This window comes from Sphingomonas sp., from assembly GCA_019635535.1.
Taxonomy (GTDB): domain Bacteria; phylum Pseudomonadota; class Alphaproteobacteria; order Sphingomonadales; family Sphingomonadaceae; genus Allosphingosinicella.
Map to the genome: position 1 here is coordinate 1,733,854 of JAHBZH010000001.1, position 18,180 is coordinate 1,752,033.

Genomic DNA, 18,180 nt, shown 5'->3' on the forward strand with positions numbered 1-18,180 from the left:
TTCGATTCGCTTTTGCGCTAAAGGCGGAAAGGCCTGATGCGCGCAAACATGGCCTCGCGCGAGGCGACGCCCATCTTGTTGTAGAGACTGCGGATGTGCGAACGCACCGTCTCAATGGACAAGTCCTTGGCTTCCGCGATCGCCTCGGCATTCAGTCCGTCGGCCATGTTCAGCAGGATGCGGTGCTCGGCCGGCGTGAGCTGAAACGCGCGCTCGAGATCGGCATAATGCGGTCGGAAGCCGGCGCCGCTGCGCAGGAAAGTTAGCCCCACCCGGCCGGTTTCGCCGCTTTCAGCCGCGATACGCCGGGCGCGCAGCAGCAGATGGCCGTCGCCGTCGCGGGTGGAGAGCGCGAGCGTCGAAATTGCTCCGTCGCACTGCTTCACGAAGGCGGCGAGCTCCGCCTGATGCGCCCGCTCGTGCACGACCAGCAGGCCGTCCTTCAGCTCGAGATCGGTGCCTTGCGCGAACTCTGTGCGGGCCGCCGCATTGGCCCAGACGAGCAGGAGATCGTCCGTGCAGATCAATCGCGGCTGTTCTTCGCACTCCATCCAGGCGAGCGCCAGCAGAGCGGACGCCATCGCGTCTTCCCCCTCCTTATCCAGCTCGCCCACCGATTACGCTCCCCCAAAGTCCGAGCGGGCGATACCCCGCAAGCCGGCTTTCCCATCCAGATCGCCTTGCAGAAATTCGAAAATCCCGGGCATGTCAATTTAAACCAAAGGTCGTGGCGGGAACGAAACAAAGAGCCTTTCCGACGAAGAAGCCGCTGTGGATAACATTGCACCGTCAAGCATTTCCTTCGCTTTTTCCGAATGACTCCGCCGTTGTTCGTGGCAAGGTTCGGACGGGCATTGTGTCATTATCGGACACCCCCTTTCTTCATGGCCGAAAATAGGCCGTGGCGTTAACTTTCCTATCTACCCGACATTTGTCCAGTTCCTTCAAAACACAGCAAAAAATCTTTGCTAAAGTTAAGCTAAATCTTATCAAATCCCCAATATGGGGGATGCCAGCCGGCGCCATTTGGATTTACCCCATGGCCTCCTTCGGGGGAGGCGAGTCGGATGAGGCCTTTTCCCCTGAGGCCCGTGTCATCTGGTCTTATTGGAGACGGACCAGGTCGGCGCGGTACGGATGGGGAAGAAGCCTATGGCCCGCGTTTTCGGCCTGCTTGCCTTTGCTTGCGCAGCCTCGATCGCGATGACCCCCGCCGTTGCGGGCGGAACGCCGCGTGGAGACCCTCTACGCATCGAGATTTCGGCACGGATCGCGGAACGGTGCGGGCTTTCAGCCGTCAACGGTCAAGCGCGTGCGCAAGGACGCCTCGACCAGACCGAATCTCTCCAGCTCGCATTCAATGTCGATTGCAATTCGCCCTTCCGGATCGGCGTGAATTCGGCTCATGGCGCGATGCGCCTCGCTACGGCGAACCCACGCGACAGCGGTACGGACGGCCAGGGTTTCTCGATCGAAAAGGGTTATGACGTCGCCCTGCTGGTCGCCACCGATAATGGCGCGATCGACGGCGGCACCTGCCATTCCAGCGCATTGACCGGCAGGGACGGGCGGTGCCGTTTTTACGGCGCCCGGCCCGGTCAGGGTATTTCCTCGGGCCGCGACATCGCGATCGGCCGCACCGGTTCGTTGACCGTGAGTTGGCGGGGCGGCGACGATGGCGGCCCGCGCCGCGCGGCCGGCAACTATCAGGATTTTCTCACCGTCGTGATCGGACCCAGGACATGATCGGGTGAGGATGTGACAGCTTTGCGCGTGGCCAAGGCGTGGGTCGCTGAAATTGCGCGCGATTTGGGGGAACCGGGTCCCTTGAAAACCGGCAGTGATAAAATGTGAAGGAGGATGACGATGAAGAAGTTTTTGATGGCCGCAACGGCCATTGCCGCCATGACCACCGCCACCCCGGCCCTGGCCGACGGTGACAATACGGGCATGGACCAGGAAGTTTTCACCATCAACGGCGTGAACCCGCCGAAGTGCAACCTGGAAGCGACCAGCTATGCCGTGAATCTGCCGGCCAACGTGATTTCCGACAATGACGGTTTCGCGCGCACCGACGTTTCCGCGTCGATCGCGAGCGGCCTCAATGCGCTCGGCATCAACGCCTGGTGCACCGGCAACAAGAACAAGATCAACGCCTATCGCACGGCGCTGACCTCGAGCAACACCGGCACGCAGGTCAACGGGTTCAACACCGCGCTGATCTGGGACGTCACGATGACGATCGCGGGCGCGGTCCGCAGCGATGGCTTCGGCTCCACCGAAGGCACCGCCGACGGCATCGGCAACGGCCCTGGCTTCGGCGTCGGCAGCGGCCTCACCGTGGGCAGCTTTGGTCCGAGCGGTCTCGGTGCTCCGGTGACCTTCGCTCAGGAGCTCCCCTCGGCGGCGGTCAGCGCTGCGTCCGGCTCCGGCCCGCGCTCGAGCTTCTCCGAGGATACCAACCGTCTCGCCGCCGGCAATTATTTCGGTACGCTGACGGTCGAGATCACTCCGGGCGTCTGATCCGGCCTATATCCGGGGCGGGTTCGCCCGCCCCGGATTCTTTTCGCAGCTTTCGGCGTGTTCGTCTTTTTGCGCTTTTTCACGGTTCAATGACCGGCCGCGAAATAAGATTGTATATGAAGCCGTTATGCCCGATAATTTGTTTCAGGGCCGTAAGAGAGCGAGGGGGAAGATGCTGAGGAAGATGCGCCGGTTCGCGGCGTGGGTTTTGCTTCCCGCCGCGATCTCCATTTCCACCGTTCCCGCCACCGCGACCAGCGTGCAACCTGTCGTCGTCGACTTGCAGCCGGCCGGCCGGCAGATGTCGCAGATCGTCACCGTCCAGAACACCTTCGCGACGCCGCTTCCTGTCGAGCTCAGGGTCCAGCGCGCCGGCTATTCGGACGAAGGTGTCCACGGCACCGGTGAAGAGACGGACGATCTTCTGGTCTTCCCGCCCCAGGCGCTCATCGAGCCCGGGCAATCGCAGTCTTTCCGCATCCAATATGTCGGCGATCCGGACCTCAGGCAGAGTCGGCACTATTTCGTGACCGTGGCCCAGCTCCCGGTGCGCATGGCGGAAGGGGAGTCCGCAGTTCAGGTGCTCTACAATTTTCAGGTCGTCGTCGGGGTCAGCGTGCCGGGCGTGCGGCCTGCGCTGAACATCGTCAGCTCGGAGGTTTCGACTGAAGGGGACGGCCAGCCGCGACTTGTACTCAATATCGAGAACAGCTCGGCCAATTATGGTTATCTTTCGGAAGGCTCGCTTCGCATTGTGCAGCGTGATGCGAACGGCCAGGAAGTGTTCCGCAGGACTCTCAACAACGAGGAGATCGTCCAGGAGATCGGCTATGGCCTTGTCGGCGCCGGGCAGACGCGCCGCATCCTGACGACGCTAGTTTTGCCGCAGTCGGGGGGGACCGTTGAGGCGCAATTCACGCCTGCGCGGCGATAGCATGAGGACAAGGCTGTGCCTCGGCACGTCGCTGTCCCTGGCCTTGGCCAGCCTCCTGCTCCACGCCTCACCGGCCATTGCTCAGGAAAATGAGTCCGGCAACGACAGTTCGGCTTCGACCGAACCGCCGCAGCCATCCGCCGCGCGCGCGCGCCTGAATCCGACGGGTCGGGATATCAGCCTGACGGCGCCGATCCGCGACGGCGCCTTCATTCTCGGTGAAATCGATTTCATCCTCGGCGCGGACGACAGCCTGAGAGTCAATGCGCAGCGCCTGCTGACCGTGCTGCTGCCCGCGCTCGATGCCGCGCGCGGCGAGGAACTGGTCGCGCGGCTGTCCACGCCCGGATATGTGACGGCCGAAGAACTGGCCGCGCTCGGCTATGCCGTCCGCTATGTTCCCGCGACGATCAGCCTGGAAATCAACATTCCTGCGGAAGCGCGGACCCGGCGGCAGCTCAGGCTGACACGGTTCGGCGACGAATTCATCGGTGAGGCGGACCCCCCCGCGGGCTTCGCCGGCTATATCAACTTTCGGACCTTCACCGACTATCAGTGGAATGGCCCCAATTCGGGCTTTTCCGGACCGACCGCACTGATCGACAGCGCCTTTCGCTATCGCAATTTCGTGCTGGAGAACGAAGCGACGCTGCGCCTGAGCGGCTTCGGCAGGACGTTCGTGCGGGAAGGAACGCGGGTCGTTTACGACGATCGCAACTGGCTCGCGCGCTGGACGGCGGGCGATCTGAGGCCGATCAGCCGCGGTTTTTCGGGAACGAGCCAGATGCTCGGCGCGTCGCTCGTGCGCATCTATTCCGTGCTGGAGCCGCAGCGCAACGTCCAGCCGCGCGGCGACCGTAATTTCACGCTGACCCGGCCCTCCACGATCGAGGCCGTCATCAACGGCCAGTCGATCCGCCGGATCAGGCTTGATCCTGGCACATATGACCTGCGCGATTTTCCGTTCGTCCAGGGCGCCAACAATGTCCAGATCATCGTCGAGGACGATGCCGGCGGCCGTGAGGTCATCGAATTTTCGGCCTTCTTCGACCGCACTCTGCTGTCACCGGGATTGACCGAATTCGGCGTGTTCGCGGGTTTTCGTTCGCGCCAGTCGAACGGCCAGCGCGCCTACGACTTCGACGAGCCGGTCGCGTCGGGTTTCTTCCGCCGCGGCATCACGGATCGGTTGACAGCGGGCGGCAACTTCAATGCCGGTCGCCGCGGCGCGGTAATCGGCGGCGAGATCGTGGCCGCGACGCCGCTCGGCACGCTCGGCGCGGATCTCGCGTTCAGCAAGGTCGATGATATCGGCACGGGCTTCGCCTTCAACACCAGCCTGCTCTACGCGTTCAGCGGCAGCCGTTCACTCGGGCGTTCGGTTGGGTTCACGGTGGAGCATCGCAGCCGCAATTTCGCCAATCCGAACGAACTGGTCGCCGACAACCGTTTCGCCTGGGATCTGTCGGTCTCCTATTCGCAGGCGCTCGATCAGCGCCAGTTCGTCGCGGTGACCGGGCAATATTCGATCGCGCGCGGCATTTTTCAGGACGAGAAATCGGTCCGGGTCAATTACGGGTTCCGCGTCAACCAGCGGCTCAACCTCACCGCGGAAGCGACCTATGAGGACCGGGCCTTTTTCGGCCGCGAATATGGTGTGCGGGTTGGCCTTATCGTGCGCTTCGGGCCGCGCTCAAGCGGGACGGCGGAATATGATTCCCGCTTCGGCCGGGCGCGCGTGGGCTATCAGACATCGCGGGGTGACGGTGTCGGCGCTTGGGCGGCATCGGGCGAAGTCAGCGTCGGCGAGGACGATGTCGGCCTCGATGGCAATGCGACCTATTATGCCAATCGCGCCGAGCTGGGACTCAATCATGCCTCGATCTTCGATATTTCCGGTCGCAGGCTCGATGCCCAGCGCACCTCGGTCCGTCTCGGCACCGCTCTGGTTTTCGCCGACGGCAATTTCGCCTTGTCGCGGCCGATCTATGACAGCTTCGTCATGGTGCGGCCGCATCCGACGCTGGGCGACGCGACCGTCTACATCAATCCGCAGGAAGACAGTTACACGGCTCGCTCCGGTACGCTCGGCCCTGCTGTCGAACCGAACCTGTCCGCCTATATCGAGCGCGTCGTGAATTTCGACGTGCCCAATGCGCCGATCGGCTATGATCTCGGCCGCGGCAATGTCCGCGTCTTCCCGCCTTATCGCTCCGGCTATTTGGTGACCGCCGGTTCCGACTATTCGGTTACCGTCGTCGGCACCTTGCTCGATACCAACGGTCAGCCGGTCAGCTTGCTCGCCGGCCGCGCGATTGAGCTCGCCGAGCCCGATCGGCCCGCGATCACGGTCTTTACCAACCGCACCGGCAGGTTCGGCATCGCCGGCCTGCGTCCGGGCCGCTGGCGCATCGAAATGCCTACCCAGCCCGCCACCTTCGTCATCATCGATGTGCCGGATGGTGAGCGCGGCGTGTTCCGGGCGGGCGATGTTCAATTGGGAGAGGGTCAATGAGGGTATCTATCGCCGGTGCCGCGCTGCTCGCCTGCGTTTGGACCGCTCCCGCCCTGGCGCAGAGCCGATGCGCCGAGTTTCAGGTGATCGGCAACGGGCCGGGCGGGGACTATAACCCGTTCAATCCGGTCAGCGCGCAAGACAATTTCGATATTCGCGTCGAAGGTCTCAACGACAGTGTCGCGCGGGTGAAATTCCTCCTCGTCGATACCGCCTTGGGCGCGAACGGCCCCGGTATCGGCGCGCAGGGCCCGGCCGAATATGACATAAGCTGGCTGGAGGATACGACCCGGCAGGTTTTCGTGACCGGCAACGAGCTGTTGAATCCCAATAACGGCGCCGAAGCGCGCGTGTCGGGCCGGCGCAATGTCGATTTCGTTCGGATGCGCCTGACCATTCCGCGCGGCCAGCCGTCTCTTGCGGGCGTGCATCGCGAGAATCTGATCGTCCGCTATCAGTGCTTCAACAGCGCCGGCGCTCCTGTCGGCGCGCAGCAGGAACAATTGCGTCCCGTCGAGGTTCGGGTCGAAGTTCCGCGGTTCGCGTCCGCCTATATCGGCGGTATCGGGCGCACGCGCGGCCGCATCGACTTCGGTCGGATCGGACCCGATGTTGCGGAGCTTTCGCGCCGGATCTCGGTCACGGCATTGAGCACCGTGCCCTATGAAGTGCTTGTCGAGAGTGACAATGACGGTGCGCTCAGGCGCCGTCGCGGCGACGAGGACGGGATCGGCTACCGCATGGCTTATGGCGGTGCGCAAGTCGGGTCGGGGGACCGGCTCATCTGTCCGACCACGCCCGCGCCGATGGGAGCGGTGAACGATTTCGAAGTGACCCTCAATCGCGATGATGTCGCGAGGCTGCCGGCAGGCGATTATTCCGACGTCGTCACGCTGACATTCAGCCCGCGCGACGTGTTCAGCCCCGGAGCATGTTCGCCACGGCGCCGGTAGGGCCGGATGGCCTATTGAATCAGTAGAGCGTGCCCTTGGGCTCGATGCGGAAGGACAATGCTCCCGGGCCTGCCATGTCACCGAAATTCAGGCTGACCTCGCTCGTCCGGAAGTCAGGGCGGTTCGAATCGACGAGAATGGTCTCGTTGCCGCTCGAAAGCGGGGTTTCAACGCCGTCGACCGAAACCGTCGCGCCGTTCAGGCCCGCCGGATGCTGCATGACCACCCGATAGCCGTCGATATTGTTGCAAAGCTGCTGCATCTGGCCGAGCTGGATCACGGCCCCGTTCGCAACCGTGGGCTGATTGAACTGCACGCGGCAGACGGTCCGGACGGTGCCCCGAATGTTGATCGAAGCATTTTCCGACGAAGCGAAGGCTGCGCCTTGGCCGCCTATAGCGATAAGGGCTCCGATCATGGCGAAAGCGGCGAGCTTGAGATGTTTCATGACTGTTTTCCGTCCCGTTTCGGGGCGGTTTACAGCGCAAATATTAAAAAACCTCTGACGAGCAACACCGCATTATTCATGGTATAACAGGCGTGTAATTATACGGTTAATACGGTATTATTCGTTTTGCGCTCGCAGATCTCACGTTTTGACTCGGGCCTCGCCGAGGCGGCCAGGACATGATTGAGGTGACCGTGCGATGGCTCGGAAGATCGAGCCGGGGCAGGGATGGAACCGCGTGTCTTCTCGCTAAAGCTTAAAACCGGTGAGCATGGCATCGACCTGGTGGATTAGGTTGGGCGAGGGATGGCGGCGTGGCCTGAAATTCGCAGCCTGACGCGGCGGCAAAGACCAGGGTGGGCGCAGTAAGCCCCTGTCCGTGCTCGCTGCTGCTGTATTACAGGACGTTGGAATCATCCGGCCCGAATGCCGGAACCGCCATGCCTTGAGGCAGACGCATCAGCTTTTTGAAATTTGAGAATAGAGACCATATAAACTTAAGAGAAATATTGTATCGCATGTGAAATAAATTCACTAATAACCGAGTGAAATATTTACGATACTGGCTGATCGACTAAGAACTTCGTTGCCGTATCCGTACATCCCTATCAATGTAATTCGCAAGGTTTCAGGGCTTTTTGTGCCATTATCGGACAACGTTCTTCACTCTTCGTGAGGGAGCGCTTGCTGCAATAGCCATTCCATCCTCCAAAATTCGTCCACCTCCTTCAAAACACGAATAAAAACCTTTGTTAAAGTTTAGCTAAATCTTACATAATCCCCAATATAGGGGATGCCAGCCCGGTGCAGATCGCTCTAGGTTTTGGCTTCCTTCGGGGGGAGGCGAGTCGAGGGCGGCCACCAAACCCCGAGGCGCGTCGGTCGGTTCCTATTGGAGACGGAACCGCCGAAGCGTGACGTGTAACGGGGGAAGAAATCCATGCGATTTGGAGGGGTGGCGTTTGTCGCGCTCTTGCTTTGCGCGCCCGCGATGGCTGCGGAAATCGAGAATGCGCAGTCCCTCGACATTGCCGTTCGCGGCAGAGTCGTCGAACGCTGCACGTTGGCCGATCTCCCCGATGTCTCTTTCGGCGACATAAGCCGGCCCGGCCTCGGCTTTTCCACGCATGTCGGATTGAGCTGCAACGTTCCGATCAATGTGACGATCCGGTCTCAAAATGGCGGCCTGGCGAACGAGCTGATGCCGACCGGGCAGGGGCCATATGCCGGCACGCTTCCTTATGCGCTGCAGGTGAGGTTGCCTGTCCGCACGCCGGAACGCGGAGTCGTTTCTCAAAGATTCGCCAGCCGCGATCTGGTCGCGGGGCAATCCATTTCCAGTGCCGGCGGCATCGCCGTGGACGGCATGTCGCTCACCATCGCGCTCGGTTCGCCCGGCCGCGAGGCAGGTTTGCTCGCTGGCCGCTACGGCGAAGTCATCGAGATCACCGTGACTCCAGGCTGAGGGAGTGAATCAGGCGGCCAAACTCATTCGCCTGCTCAGCACTTTTCAAGAGTTATCCAAGGAGGAAGTGTAATGAAGAAGATCGGTACCATTGCCCTTTTGGCGGCGAGCATGCTCGCGGCGACCTCGGTGTCCGCGCAGACGCACAATGTCGGCAATTTCGGACCCGGCGCGGCGTTCCCGGGTGGCCCGTCGCTCGCGTTCAATGCCAATATCGGCATTCCGAACGATTCCTCGGCGGCCACGCCGACAGTGACGACGGCTTTCACCCTGACGGGTTCGGTCGCGCGCGATTGTTCCTATCACCAGGGCAATTCGCCGACCCACACGATCCCGCTGGGCGCGATCGGCGTTCTCAATTCGAACAATGAAGTGCCGACGCAGCTGTTCAACCAGGCCGGCAATTTCAGCATCGAGATCACGTCGACCTCGGCGGGCTGCAACTTCGCGAACACCGTCGAAGTCACCAAGGTCAACGGCGTCAGCGGCCTCGTGAACAGCGCGGCTGGCGGTTACGACACCAACAACTTCACCGCCAACATTCCGTACCGCGTCCGCGTGGGCATCCAGGAAGCCAGCACCAACACCACGGCCCCGGCCGCCGGTGGGTACCAAACCTGGACGGTGGCCGAGAATCAGGGCAGCGATTACCGGACCTATGGCGCGTTCCGTTCGCGCATCATCATGCACGCGCAGGTGGATGCCCAGAGCAAGGGTCTCGTCGCCGGCACCTACAGCGATACGATCCGTATCGAGCTTCGCGCGGATGCCATTTAAGTGAAATGAGATGCGAGGGGGGAGGGTTTTCCCTCCCCCCTTTCATTATTGTTTAGGCACTGGGTTCCATGGCTATGTCGGTGCGTATCTCCGTTTTCTCCCCCTTCGCCCGGCTCCTTGGGTGGATGAGCTTTGGGCTGGTTCTCCTGGCGCTTTCGACGATTGCCTTTGCGATGCGCGTGTCGCCGATGATCATCGAGATGACCTCGACCGGCACCGAGAGTTCCGCGCGTCTCGAAGTGCAGAATTTGAACCAGACCAGGCTCGCCTATGACGTGCGAGTCTATCGAATCACCTATGACGAACAGGGCGGTGTCACCGAAACGCCCGCCGACGAGGACTTCCTGATCTTTCCGCCCCAGGGCGCGATCCCGCCCGGCGGACGCCAGGTGATGCGTCTGCAATGGGTGGGCGAGCCCAACCTGCGCGCCTCCCAGTCTTATTATGTCGCCGTAAACCAGTTGCCGGTGCAACTGGATCCCGGCGCGACTCCCGAAGACGTCAGCGGTCAGCTTCAGATCGTCTATACGATGAAGGCCCTGGTCGTGGTCGCGCCTCCGGGCGCCACCCCCATGGTCGAGGCCGCCGCTGCGCGCCCGATCGACTATCGGCCACCGGCCCCGGAAGGGGTGCCCCCGCCGCCGACCGTGCCGGGTGTCGAGATCACGTTGCGCAATACGGGCAACCGCCATGCCATGATGGCGGGCCTCCGCTGGGTCATTGACGGGACCTCGGAAAGCGGTGAGCCGCTTCAGCAGATCTTCACGCCGGAAGAACTCAACCGCTTGATCGGGGTCGGCTACCTGGCTCCGCTCGATGGAACCAGGACATTCCGCCTGCCTGTCGAGACTGCGTTCGGCTCCGGCCCGATCCGGGTCCGTTTCGCGAGGTGAAACGAGGCCGCTTGCTTGTGTCCGGAATACTCTGCCTGGCCGGGGCGGAGATGGGCTACGCGCAAACAATAGTGCCGCTTCCCGGCGGGCGCCCGTCCGGCGATTCCGGGCGGCCCGAGCAGGAACGGTCGTTGCCTCCGGCGGCATCGGGCCCCGTAACTGCACCCTCGGCTGCGGCCGGGCAACTGCCCCCTGTCCCGCTCGGCCCGCACGGACGCCCCGACATCAATCCCTATGAACGCGACATCAGCATGACGGTGCCGCTCATGTATCGGAACCGCAGTCTTGGCGACATGCCCATCCGGCTGACATACGATGACCGCCTCTTCGTCGAGTCTGCGGGGTTCCTGCGACTCATCGGTCCGCTGCTCAACGAAGCCGCACGCGTGGACATGACGCAATTCCTGGTTTCGCGGGACACTTTTTCGCCGGCGGATCTCGAAGGCCAGGGCGTCGCGCTGGTCTATGATCCATCGACCCTCGCGGTCGTCGTGCTCAATGTCGATCCGGCACGTCGCGCTGTCGAGCGGTTGTTTGCGCCGCCGACGGGGGACGACGAAACGCCTGATTTTCTGCCGGCGCGCTTTTCGGGCTATCTCAACTTGAACGTTTTCCAGCTCTGGAACTGGGACGAGGGGCAGAACGATCCACCGTCGATGAACCTCAACGGCGCGATGCGCCTGGGTGGCTTCGTGTTCGAGGGCGACGCCTCGTTTCGATCGGAGACCGGCGTGACGTCCAGCGGCTATCGTTTCGACCGCAACTATGCACGCCTCGTTTATGATGAACCCGCCCGCTTCCGCCGCTGGTTGCTGGGCGATCTTACGCCCGAGGTGAGGGGCCAGCAGGGTTTCGTCCAGATGGGCGGCGTGGGCGTGCTGCGCGCGCGGCGGCGCTTCAATGATTTCCGTTCCGCCATCCTGCAGGGCAACCGCCAGCTGGTGCTGCAGCAGGATTCGAGCGTCCGGATCATACGCAACGGTGTCCTGTACCGCGAGCTTCAGCTGGACGCGGGGTCGTATGATCTGAGCACGCTGCCGCTGATTACGGGCAGCAATGATGTCCGTATCGAGGTGCGGGACGGCGGGGGCGCTGTCCAGCTCATCAATTACGAAGCCTATCTCGATCCGATCGATCTGGAACCCGGCGATTACGAATATGCCGCCTATGTCGGGCCGCTCGGTCGTCAGTTCGGCGGATCTCCGAGTTATGACGGGCCGCTCGCCTTCACCGGATTCTTCCGCAAGGCGTTCGTCGATCGTCCCGCGATCGGCGTCGGCCTTCAACTGAGCGAGCAGGTCCAGAACGTCACCGGGCAAACCCAATTCATATTGCGCAATGGCGCGCGGCTTCTGGTGGATGCCGGCCTCAGCCGCTCCAGTCAGGCGGGAATGGGGTATTCGGGGGGCGTGGCTTACGATCAGCTTTTCGATCGTGGCGGCCTGATCGATTCCTTCTCGATTCGCGCCGATTATCTTTCGCGGGATTATGCGCTGCTCGGCAACGCTTCCCCGCAGAATTCGACCGAGTCCAGCATTACCGTTCAATATGCGCGGGCATTCACCCGTGAGTTGAACCTCGTGGTGAGTGGCTCTTATGTCGTGCAGCGCAATCGGGAGGACAGCTATCGCCTTTCCGCATTGGCCAGCTATTCCATCAATCGGCAATGGAGCCTGCGCGCGGGTGTGGAATATTCCGAATCGCCGGCCTTTTCTCGCGGGGGCGGTTTCGGCGCCACTGTCGCGCTGGTCTATCAGCCGGATTATCGCACCCGGGCCGAAGCGCGGTATCGGAGCAATACCGACAGCGCCTTTCTCGCATATCTTCGGTCTGGCTCCGGACGTATCAACAGTGCCGGTTATGGCGCGACGATCAGCCGTGAACAGGACTTCATCAACGCTTCCGGATTCGTCGATTTCACCGCCAATCGTTTCGATGCGTCCGCGAGCCACACTGTTTCCGGCCGGAGTTTCGATACGTTCGGGGCCGCGAACACCACGACCCTTCGGATCGGAACGACGCTGGCATTCGCCGACGGCGCTTTCGCGATCGGTCGGCGCATCTCCGACAGTTTCGCGATCCTCACCCCACACCCGACCTTGCGGGGACGCTCCGTGGTGGCGGGGGAGTCGGTCGAGGACAATGTCTTCATCAGCGCCGGCGGTGCGTTGGGCGGAGCGCTGAACAACGTGTTGAGTTCCTATGTCACGCAATCCATTCAATATGATGTCCGTGATCCCCCTGTCGGTTACGATATCGGCCCGGGCGTATATCGGGTGAAACCGGCTTATCGGAGCGGCTATCATCTGCGCATCGGCACGGATGCCTATGTCACGGCTCTCGGGACGCTTTTCCGCGCGCCGAACGAGGCTGCGCAACTTCTGGGTGGACGAGTCGTCGACATGTCCGACCAGAATGCCGAGCCTAGCCCGTTCTTCACCAATTCCGCTGGTCGTTTCGCCGTCAGCGGCCTGCGGCCCGGCAGGCGCTACCGGGTAGAAATCTATCGGGGCGGCGATATCCTGCCCGTTTTCGAATTCGAGGTCCCGGCGGACAATGACGGGTTGGTTAACCTTGGCAATGTAGTGCCCCCGGCGAGGAATTAGAGGGCGGTCCCATGCGACACAGATACTTATTCGCAATCATTCTGGCCGGGTGTTCTTCGATGACGATCGCTCAGTCCGGTGCCGACACAAGCGATCGGGGCTGCAGGCTGAGGATCGACACCGGCTCGTCGAACTGGGTCGTGCGCGGTTACGATCCGTTCGACAATGCCGCTCCGCTGGGGTCCTACAGCGTCACCTTCATCAATGAAGGGCGGGGCACCTGCAATTTCACTCCGATCTTTCGGCTCGACAACGAGCCTTTCGGGCTGTCGAGCGGGCGGGGCATGCGCGTGCCTTACGGGCTGTTGGATCTCCGTTCGGATATGATCGTCACTCCGGCGTCGGGCCGCACGGAGCGCTCGCTCATGCGGAGGTTCATTTCTCTTGCCGCGAACGAGCAGAAGAATGTCCAGTTTCAGTTCACCGTACCGATCGATTATCTGAGAGACGATGGCGAATTCCTTCAAAATATCTTGCTCGAAGCCGAGCAAGCCGACGGCACGGTGATCGCGGGGCGCCCGCTGGTGTTAGGCGTGAACGTCCTGCCCTCGGCGCGTATCGGCCTTTCCGGCGCGTTCGAGGTCTACGGGGGCCAGGTCTCGGTCGATCTCGGCCGGCTTGAGCCCGGCGTGGCACCGGTGCCGCTCCAATTGCGTGTCCAGAGCACGCGACGCTATCGGATCAGCGTGCAGTCCCTACATAACGGCAATTTGCGACTGGGCGACTCGAACTGGACGGTGCCGTATCAGGTCTCGGTCGGAGACCGCACTTTCACGTTGACGGGCGGTGCCACCGAACATCTGTTCGGCAGTGGCAACGGGTATCGCCGCGAATCCTTGCCGCTGTCGTTCATCGTCGGCCCCACGAACGAGCGAAGGGCGGGGAGCTATTCGGATGTGGTGTCAATTGCGGTCGCGCCACAATGATCTTCTTCAACGCCTGTGCGGCTTTCCGCCTGAATTAACCTTACTCGCAAACCATGACTTAAAATCACTTTGGTTAAGCTTCCCGCGAACGAAAGTTGGGGGGCGTCATGGTTCGCAACGCCGCGGCTGCCATATGTATGCTGGGAATGGTTGCGGTCGGGACGCCGGTGCGTGCTCAGACCGCGGCACATAATCTGCGAGTGACGGTGCCCGTCACCTGTGAGGTCAGCTACCGGCCTTCTCAATCGAACGCTGCGACGGTTGGCCCGGTGATGCTCGGGCATCTGAACGAATATTGCAATGCCGCGCGCGGCTATGAGTTGATCGTGCATTATGCTCCCGGCACGCTCCGCGGCGCCGTACTTGCGGTCGGGGGCGATCAGGTCGTCCTGAACGGTTCGGGAGAAGCGGTGATCAGCAGGGCGGCGGGCGCGCGGAGCCGCAATCGGGAACTGCTCGCCCAGCCGGGTAATGCCGGTTTCGATACGGACCGCCTGAGTTTCCGCGTCCTGCCTCTCTGATCGAGCGCAGCTACCAAGGTATCAGGCCCAAAACACAAGTGCCCGGGCGTTTCCGCCCGGGCACCCGTGGGACGGCTCGCGCCGTCCACCCCCTTGTGACGCTGCGGCCCGCGCGCTCGTCCCACCTCGCAAGGGTTGAGCGGGGCCGTAGCCTCCCCGAACCAGGCTTAAGTCCTTGGTTGCGTGGGAAGAGGCTATGCTCCCCTGCCTGTCTTGTCATCGCTCTATCGGTCACCGCGGCCCTTTTGCATCGCCGCTGTGGCCATCCGGCCACAGGCCGCCGGCCCGCCCCGCGGACGATCCCGCCATTGCGGATATCGAGCACGGACCCTAGAGGTCGGCTTCGTTCGTCCGCCGTTTCGAAAAGCCGTTTCCGCCTATGCGCCTGTCCCGCTATTTCCTGCCCGTCGCCAAGGAGACGCCCGCCGACGCACAAATCGTCAGCCACAAGCTGATGCTGCGCGCGGGCCTCATCCGCCAGACCGCCGCCGGCATCTATGCCTGGTTGCCGCTCGGCCATCGGGTGTTGAGGAAGATCGAACGGATCGTGCGCGAGGAACAGGATCGGGCCGGCGCGGTCGAATTGCTGATGCCCACGATCCAGTCGGCCGATCTGTGGCGGGAATCCGGGCGCTACGACGCTTACGGCCCCGAAATGCTGCGCTTCACCGACCGGCACGAGCGCGAGATGCTGTACGGGCCGACCAACGAGGAGATGATCACCCAGATCTTCCTGGGCTCGGTCAAATCCTATCGCGATCTGCCGCGCACGCTCTACCATATCCAGTGGAAGTTCCGCGACGAGGTGCGGCCGCGTTTCGGCGTGATGCGCGGCCGCGAATTCCTGATGAAGGACGCCTACAGCTTCGATCCTGACGAGGCCGGGCTGAAGGCGAGCTACGAGGCGATGTTCGTCGCCTATCTGCGCACCTTCGCGCGGCTCGGCCTGCAGGCGGTGCCGGTCAAGGCGCCGACCGGCCCGATCGGCGGCGATCTCAGCCACGAATTCCACATCCTCGCCGACACCGGCGAAAGCGCCGTCTTCTACGACGCGGCGCTGGAGGACATCTCGCGCGAGGAATTGCTGTCCGCCGACGCCTCGACGATCGCGAAGCTCACCTCTCTCTATGCGATGGAGGAGGAAGAGCACGCTAAGGTCGCCGATTGCCCGGTGCCGGCCGATCGGCTGCGCCAGCGGCGCGGCATCGAGGTCGGCCACATCTTCGCCTTCGGCACCAAATACAGCGCGTCGATGGGCTTTGCCGTGCAGACCGCCGACGGCGGGCAGGCCCACCCGCAAATGGGCAGCTACGGCATCGGCGTCTCCCGCCTGATGGGCGCGGTCATCGAGGCCAGTCATGACGAGGCCGGGATCGTCTGGCCGGAAAGCGTGGCGCCGTTCCAGGTGGGGCTGGTCAACATGCGCTCCGACGATGCGGCCTGCGCGGCGGCGTCGGACGATCTCTATGCGAAGCTGACCGACGCTGGCGTCGAGACGCTCTACGACGACCGCGATGAGCGCGGCGGCGCCAAGTTCGCGACGATGGATCTGATCGGTCTGCCCTGGCAACTCGTCGTCGGCCCGCGCGGACTGGCGAACGGCATGGTCGAGCTGAAGCGCCGCGCGACGGGCGAGCGCGAGGAACTGAGCATCGAGAGCGCGCTGGCGAGGCTGACCGCGTGATCCTCTCCCGCTACGAGCGGATGATCGCCCGGCGCTATCTGATGCCGGGCAAGGGCGAGGGCTTCATCTTCCTGGTCGCGGGGATCAGCCTCGCGGCGGTGATGCTCGGCGTCGCCGCGCTCATCATCGTGATGAGCGTGATGAACGGCTTTCGCGCCGAATTGTTCGACAAGGTTGTGGGGCTCAACGGCCATGCCGTGATCCAGGGCTATGGCGGCCGGCTCGACGATTGGGAGCCGATCCTGCAGCGGACGCGGCAGACACCCGGCGTGGTCGCCGCAAATGCGCTGATCGAACAGCCGCTGATGGCGAGCAACCAGGGGCGGGTGGAGGCCATATTGCTGCGCGGCGTGACGCCCGAGGACATGGCCGAAAATCCGGTGCTCAACGGCAATGTGCTGGCCGGATCGCTCGCCAATGTGCGACCGGGCACCGACAATGTCGCGATCGGCTCGCGGCTCGCCGAATTGCTCGGGCTCGATATCGGCGGATCGATCACGATCATCAGCCCGCAGGGGCGGGTGACCCCGTTCGGCACGATGCCGCGCATCGTCGACTATCGCGTCGCGGCCATTTTCGAGGTGGGCCTCTACGATTTCGATCGCGCTTTCGTCGTCATGCCGATGGAGGAAGCGCAGAATTTCCTGATGATGGGCGATGCCGTCGGCATGATCGAGGTCGAAACGACCGATGCCGACAGGGTGCAGGATATCCTCGCCCCCGTCGCGCGGACCCTGGGGGGCAGGGCGGTCATCAACGACTGGCGATCGATGAACTCGGCCCTGTTCGAAGCGCTGCAGGTCGAGCGCGTCGTGATGTTCGTGGTGCTTTCGATCATCGTCCTCGTCGCCGCGTTCAACATCCTCTCGGCGCTGGTCATGCTGGTGCGCGCGAAACGGCGTGACATCGCGATCCTGCGCACGATGGGCGCGACCCGCGCCGGCGTGGTGAAGGTATTCATGATGGTGGGGCTCACCATCGGCGTGCTCGGCATCATCGCCGGCTTCATTCTCGGCATGCTGGGGCTGCATTACCGCCAACCGATTGTGGATTTCTTCCAGCGACTGACCGGCCGCGAGTTGTGGGACCCGACGGTTCGCTTCCTGACCGAGCTGCCGGCCAAGACCGATCCGGTGGAGGTCGCCGCGATCGTCACGATTGCGCTCGTCCTCACCTTCCTGGCGACGATCTTCCCGGCCTGGCGCGCGTCGAAGACCGATCCGGTGCAGGTGCTGCGCTATGAGTGACGCGCTCGCCGTAATCGACCTGAGGCGCAGCTTCACCCAGGGCGGCGCCACGATCGACGTGCTGCGCGGGGTGAACCTCGCGGTCGCGCCGGGCGAGATCGTGGCTTTGCTCGGCCCCTCCGGCTCGGGCAAGTCGACTTTGCTGCAGGCGGTCGGGCTGCTCGAGGGCGGCTTCGATGGCTCGATCCGCATCACCGGCGAGGAGGTCGCCACGCTCGACGATGCGGACCGCACCCGCGTCCGGCGCGAGACCCTGGGCTTCGTCTATCAATTCCACCATCTGCTGCCGGATTTCTCCGCGCTGGAGAATGTCGTGCTGCCGCAGCTCGTGCGGGGCGCGCCTCGCGCCGATGCCGATGCCCGCGCGGAAAGCCTGCTCGGCACGCTCGGCCTGAGCCAGCGCCTCACGCACCGCCCGGCCCAGCTCTCCGGCGGCGAGCAGCAGCGCGTCGCCGTCGCCCGCGCGCTCGCCAACCGTCCGGCGCTGGTGCTGGCCGACGAGCCCACCGGCAATCTCGACGAGCATACCGCCGACGTCGTGTTCGCCGAATTCCTCCATCTCGTGCGCGAGGAGGGCAGCGCCGCTCTGGTTGCCACCCACAACGAACGCATCGCCGCCAAGATGGACCGGGTGCTGCGGCTCCATGATGGAGTGCTCGAATAGCCCAACCTGCCGTATGACGGAAAG

At 63.0% G+C, this 18,180-nt stretch carries 16 protein-coding genes; 14 read left to right on the forward strand and 2 right to left on the reverse strand.

The genetic code is table 11. From position 1 onward, the window contains the following. Positions 1-17 precede the first annotated feature (17 nt). A complete protein-coding gene (locus KF780_08925; protein ID MBX3561921.1) occupies positions 18-614 on the reverse strand; it encodes a helix-turn-helix transcriptional regulator in 597 nt (198 codons plus the stop codon). 589 nt (positions 615-1,203) lie between these two features. Here KF780_08925 and KF780_08930 point away from each other — a divergent pair. The 5 genes from KF780_08930 to KF780_08950 all read left to right on the forward strand — a co-directional run bounded on the left by KF780_08930 (position 1,204) and on the right by KF780_08950 (position 6,925). Next, positions 1,204-1,746 carry a hypothetical protein gene (locus KF780_08930; protein MBX3561922.1) on the forward strand — a complete coding sequence of 181 codons (543 nt, stop codon included), beginning with the start codon at positions 1,204-1,206 and terminating at the stop codon, positions 1,744-1,746. A gap of 120 nt (positions 1,747-1,866) precedes the next feature. Beyond that, entirely contained in the window at positions 1,867-2,523 is a 657-nt protein-coding gene (locus tag KF780_08935) for a hypothetical protein (protein ID MBX3561923.1), read from the forward strand. A gap of 184 nt (positions 2,524-2,707) precedes the next feature. After that, positions 2,708-3,457 carry a fimbria/pilus periplasmic chaperone gene (locus tag KF780_08940; GenBank protein MBX3561924.1) on the forward strand — a complete coding sequence of 250 codons (750 nt, stop codon included), beginning with the start codon at positions 2,708-2,710 and terminating at the stop codon, positions 3,455-3,457. A gap of 1 nt (position 3,458) precedes the next feature. Beyond that, positions 3,459-5,972 (forward strand): fimbria/pilus outer membrane usher protein, encoded by a 2,514-nt coding sequence (locus tag KF780_08945; protein ID MBX3561925.1) that lies wholly within the window; start codon positions 3,459-3,461, stop codon positions 5,970-5,972. Beyond that, the gene (locus KF780_08950) at positions 5,969-6,925 is read left to right on the forward strand and encodes a hypothetical protein (protein ID MBX3561926.1); all 957 of its coding nucleotides are present in this window, start codon (positions 5,969-5,971) and stop codon (positions 6,923-6,925) included. Before KF780_08945 ends, KF780_08950 begins: the two co-directional genes overlap by 4 nt. Before the next feature lie 19 nt (positions 6,926-6,944). Here the strand turns inward: KF780_08950 and KF780_08955 are convergent, their stop codons facing one another. Then, complete coding sequence (locus KF780_08955) at positions 6,945-7,373, reverse strand: hypothetical protein (GenBank protein ID MBX3561927.1); 429 nt, start codon at positions 7,371-7,373, stop codon at positions 6,945-6,947. Positions 7,374-8,313: 940 nt separating this feature from the next. Between KF780_08955 and KF780_08960 the strand changes: the two genes are divergently transcribed. The 9 genes from KF780_08960 to KF780_09000 all read left to right on the forward strand — a co-directional run bounded on the left by KF780_08960 (position 8,314) and on the right by KF780_09000 (position 18,156). Further along, positions 8,314-8,838, forward strand: a complete 525-nt coding sequence (locus KF780_08960; protein MBX3561928.1) for a hypothetical protein — start codon at positions 8,314-8,316, stop codon at positions 8,836-8,838. Between the two features lie 72 nt (positions 8,839-8,910). Then, the gene (locus KF780_08965; GenBank protein ID MBX3561929.1) at positions 8,911-9,615 is read left to right on the forward strand and encodes a hypothetical protein; all 705 of its coding nucleotides are present in this window, start codon (positions 8,911-8,913) and stop codon (positions 9,613-9,615) included. Positions 9,616-9,740: 125 nt separating this feature from the next. Continuing rightward, the gene (locus KF780_08970; GenBank protein MBX3561930.1) at positions 9,741-10,508 is read left to right on the forward strand and encodes a molecular chaperone; all 768 of its coding nucleotides are present in this window, start codon (positions 9,741-9,743) and stop codon (positions 10,506-10,508) included. 251 nt (positions 10,509-10,759) lie between these two features. Further along, positions 10,760-13,114, forward strand: a complete 2,355-nt coding sequence (locus KF780_08975; GenBank protein MBX3561931.1) for a hypothetical protein — start codon at positions 10,760-10,762, stop codon at positions 13,112-13,114. Positions 13,115-13,671: 557 nt separating this feature from the next. Next, positions 13,672-14,040: a hypothetical protein gene (locus tag KF780_08980; protein ID MBX3561932.1), complete on the forward strand. Its 369-nt coding sequence runs from the start codon at positions 13,672-13,674 to the stop codon at positions 14,038-14,040. Between the two features lie 146 nt (positions 14,041-14,186). Next, positions 14,187-14,561 carry a hypothetical protein gene (locus KF780_08985; GenBank protein ID MBX3561933.1) on the forward strand — a complete coding sequence of 125 codons (375 nt, stop codon included), beginning with the start codon at positions 14,187-14,189 and terminating at the stop codon, positions 14,559-14,561. 379 nt (positions 14,562-14,940) lie between these two features. Continuing rightward, a complete protein-coding gene (locus KF780_08990) occupies positions 14,941-16,245 on the forward strand; it encodes a proline--tRNA ligase (GenBank protein MBX3561934.1) in 1,305 nt (434 codons plus the stop codon). Continuing rightward, positions 16,242-17,492 carry a lipoprotein-releasing ABC transporter permease subunit gene (locus KF780_08995; GenBank protein ID MBX3561935.1) on the forward strand — a complete coding sequence of 417 codons (1,251 nt, stop codon included), beginning with the start codon at positions 16,242-16,244 and terminating at the stop codon, positions 17,490-17,492. Before KF780_08990 ends, KF780_08995 begins: the two co-directional genes overlap by 4 nt. Then, positions 17,485-18,156, forward strand: a complete 672-nt coding sequence (locus KF780_09000; GenBank protein MBX3561936.1) for an ABC transporter ATP-binding protein — start codon at positions 17,485-17,487, stop codon at positions 18,154-18,156. The genes KF780_08995 and KF780_09000 overlap by 8 nt, the downstream gene beginning before the upstream one ends. Positions 18,157-18,180: the final 24 nt, after the last annotated feature.

What these genes read in the sequence shown, in the direction of transcription:
- KF780_08945 (MBX3561925.1), top strand. Translation starts at nt 3,459, where the DNA reads ATGAGGACAAGGCTGTGCCTCGGCACGTCGCTGTCCCTGGCCTTGGCC.
- KF780_08965 (MBX3561929.1), top strand. Translation starts at nt 8,911, where the DNA reads ATGAAGAAGATCGGTACCATTGCCCTTTTGGCGGCGAGCATGCTCGCG.
- KF780_08990 (MBX3561934.1), top strand. Translation starts at nt 14,941, where the DNA reads ATGCGCCTGTCCCGCTATTTCCTGCCCGTCGCCAAGGAGACGCCCGCC.
- KF780_08930 (MBX3561922.1), top strand. Translation starts at nt 1,204, where the DNA reads ATGACCCCCGCCGTTGCGGGCGGAACGCCGCGTGGAGACCCTCTACGC.
- KF780_08955 (MBX3561927.1), bottom strand. Translation starts at nt 7,373, where the DNA reads ATGAAACATCTCAAGCTCGCCGCTTTCGCCATGATCGGAGCCCTTATC.
- KF780_08975 (MBX3561931.1), top strand. Translation starts at nt 10,760, where the DNA reads ATGACGGTGCCGCTCATGTATCGGAACCGCAGTCTTGGCGACATGCCC.
- KF780_08950 (MBX3561926.1), top strand. Translation starts at nt 5,969, where the DNA reads ATGAGGGTATCTATCGCCGGTGCCGCGCTGCTCGCCTGCGTTTGGACC.
- KF780_09000 (MBX3561936.1), top strand. Translation starts at nt 17,485, where the DNA reads ATGAGTGACGCGCTCGCCGTAATCGACCTGAGGCGCAGCTTCACCCAG.
- KF780_08935 (MBX3561923.1), top strand. Translation starts at nt 1,867, where the DNA reads ATGAAGAAGTTTTTGATGGCCGCAACGGCCATTGCCGCCATGACCACC.
- KF780_08960 (MBX3561928.1), top strand. Translation starts at nt 8,314, where the DNA reads ATGCGATTTGGAGGGGTGGCGTTTGTCGCGCTCTTGCTTTGCGCGCCC.
- KF780_08970 (MBX3561930.1), top strand. Translation starts at nt 9,741, where the DNA reads ATGAGCTTTGGGCTGGTTCTCCTGGCGCTTTCGACGATTGCCTTTGCG.
- KF780_08985 (MBX3561933.1), top strand. Translation starts at nt 14,187, where the DNA reads ATGGTTGCGGTCGGGACGCCGGTGCGTGCTCAGACCGCGGCACATAAT.
- KF780_08940 (MBX3561924.1), top strand. Translation starts at nt 2,708, where the DNA reads ATGCGCCGGTTCGCGGCGTGGGTTTTGCTTCCCGCCGCGATCTCCATT.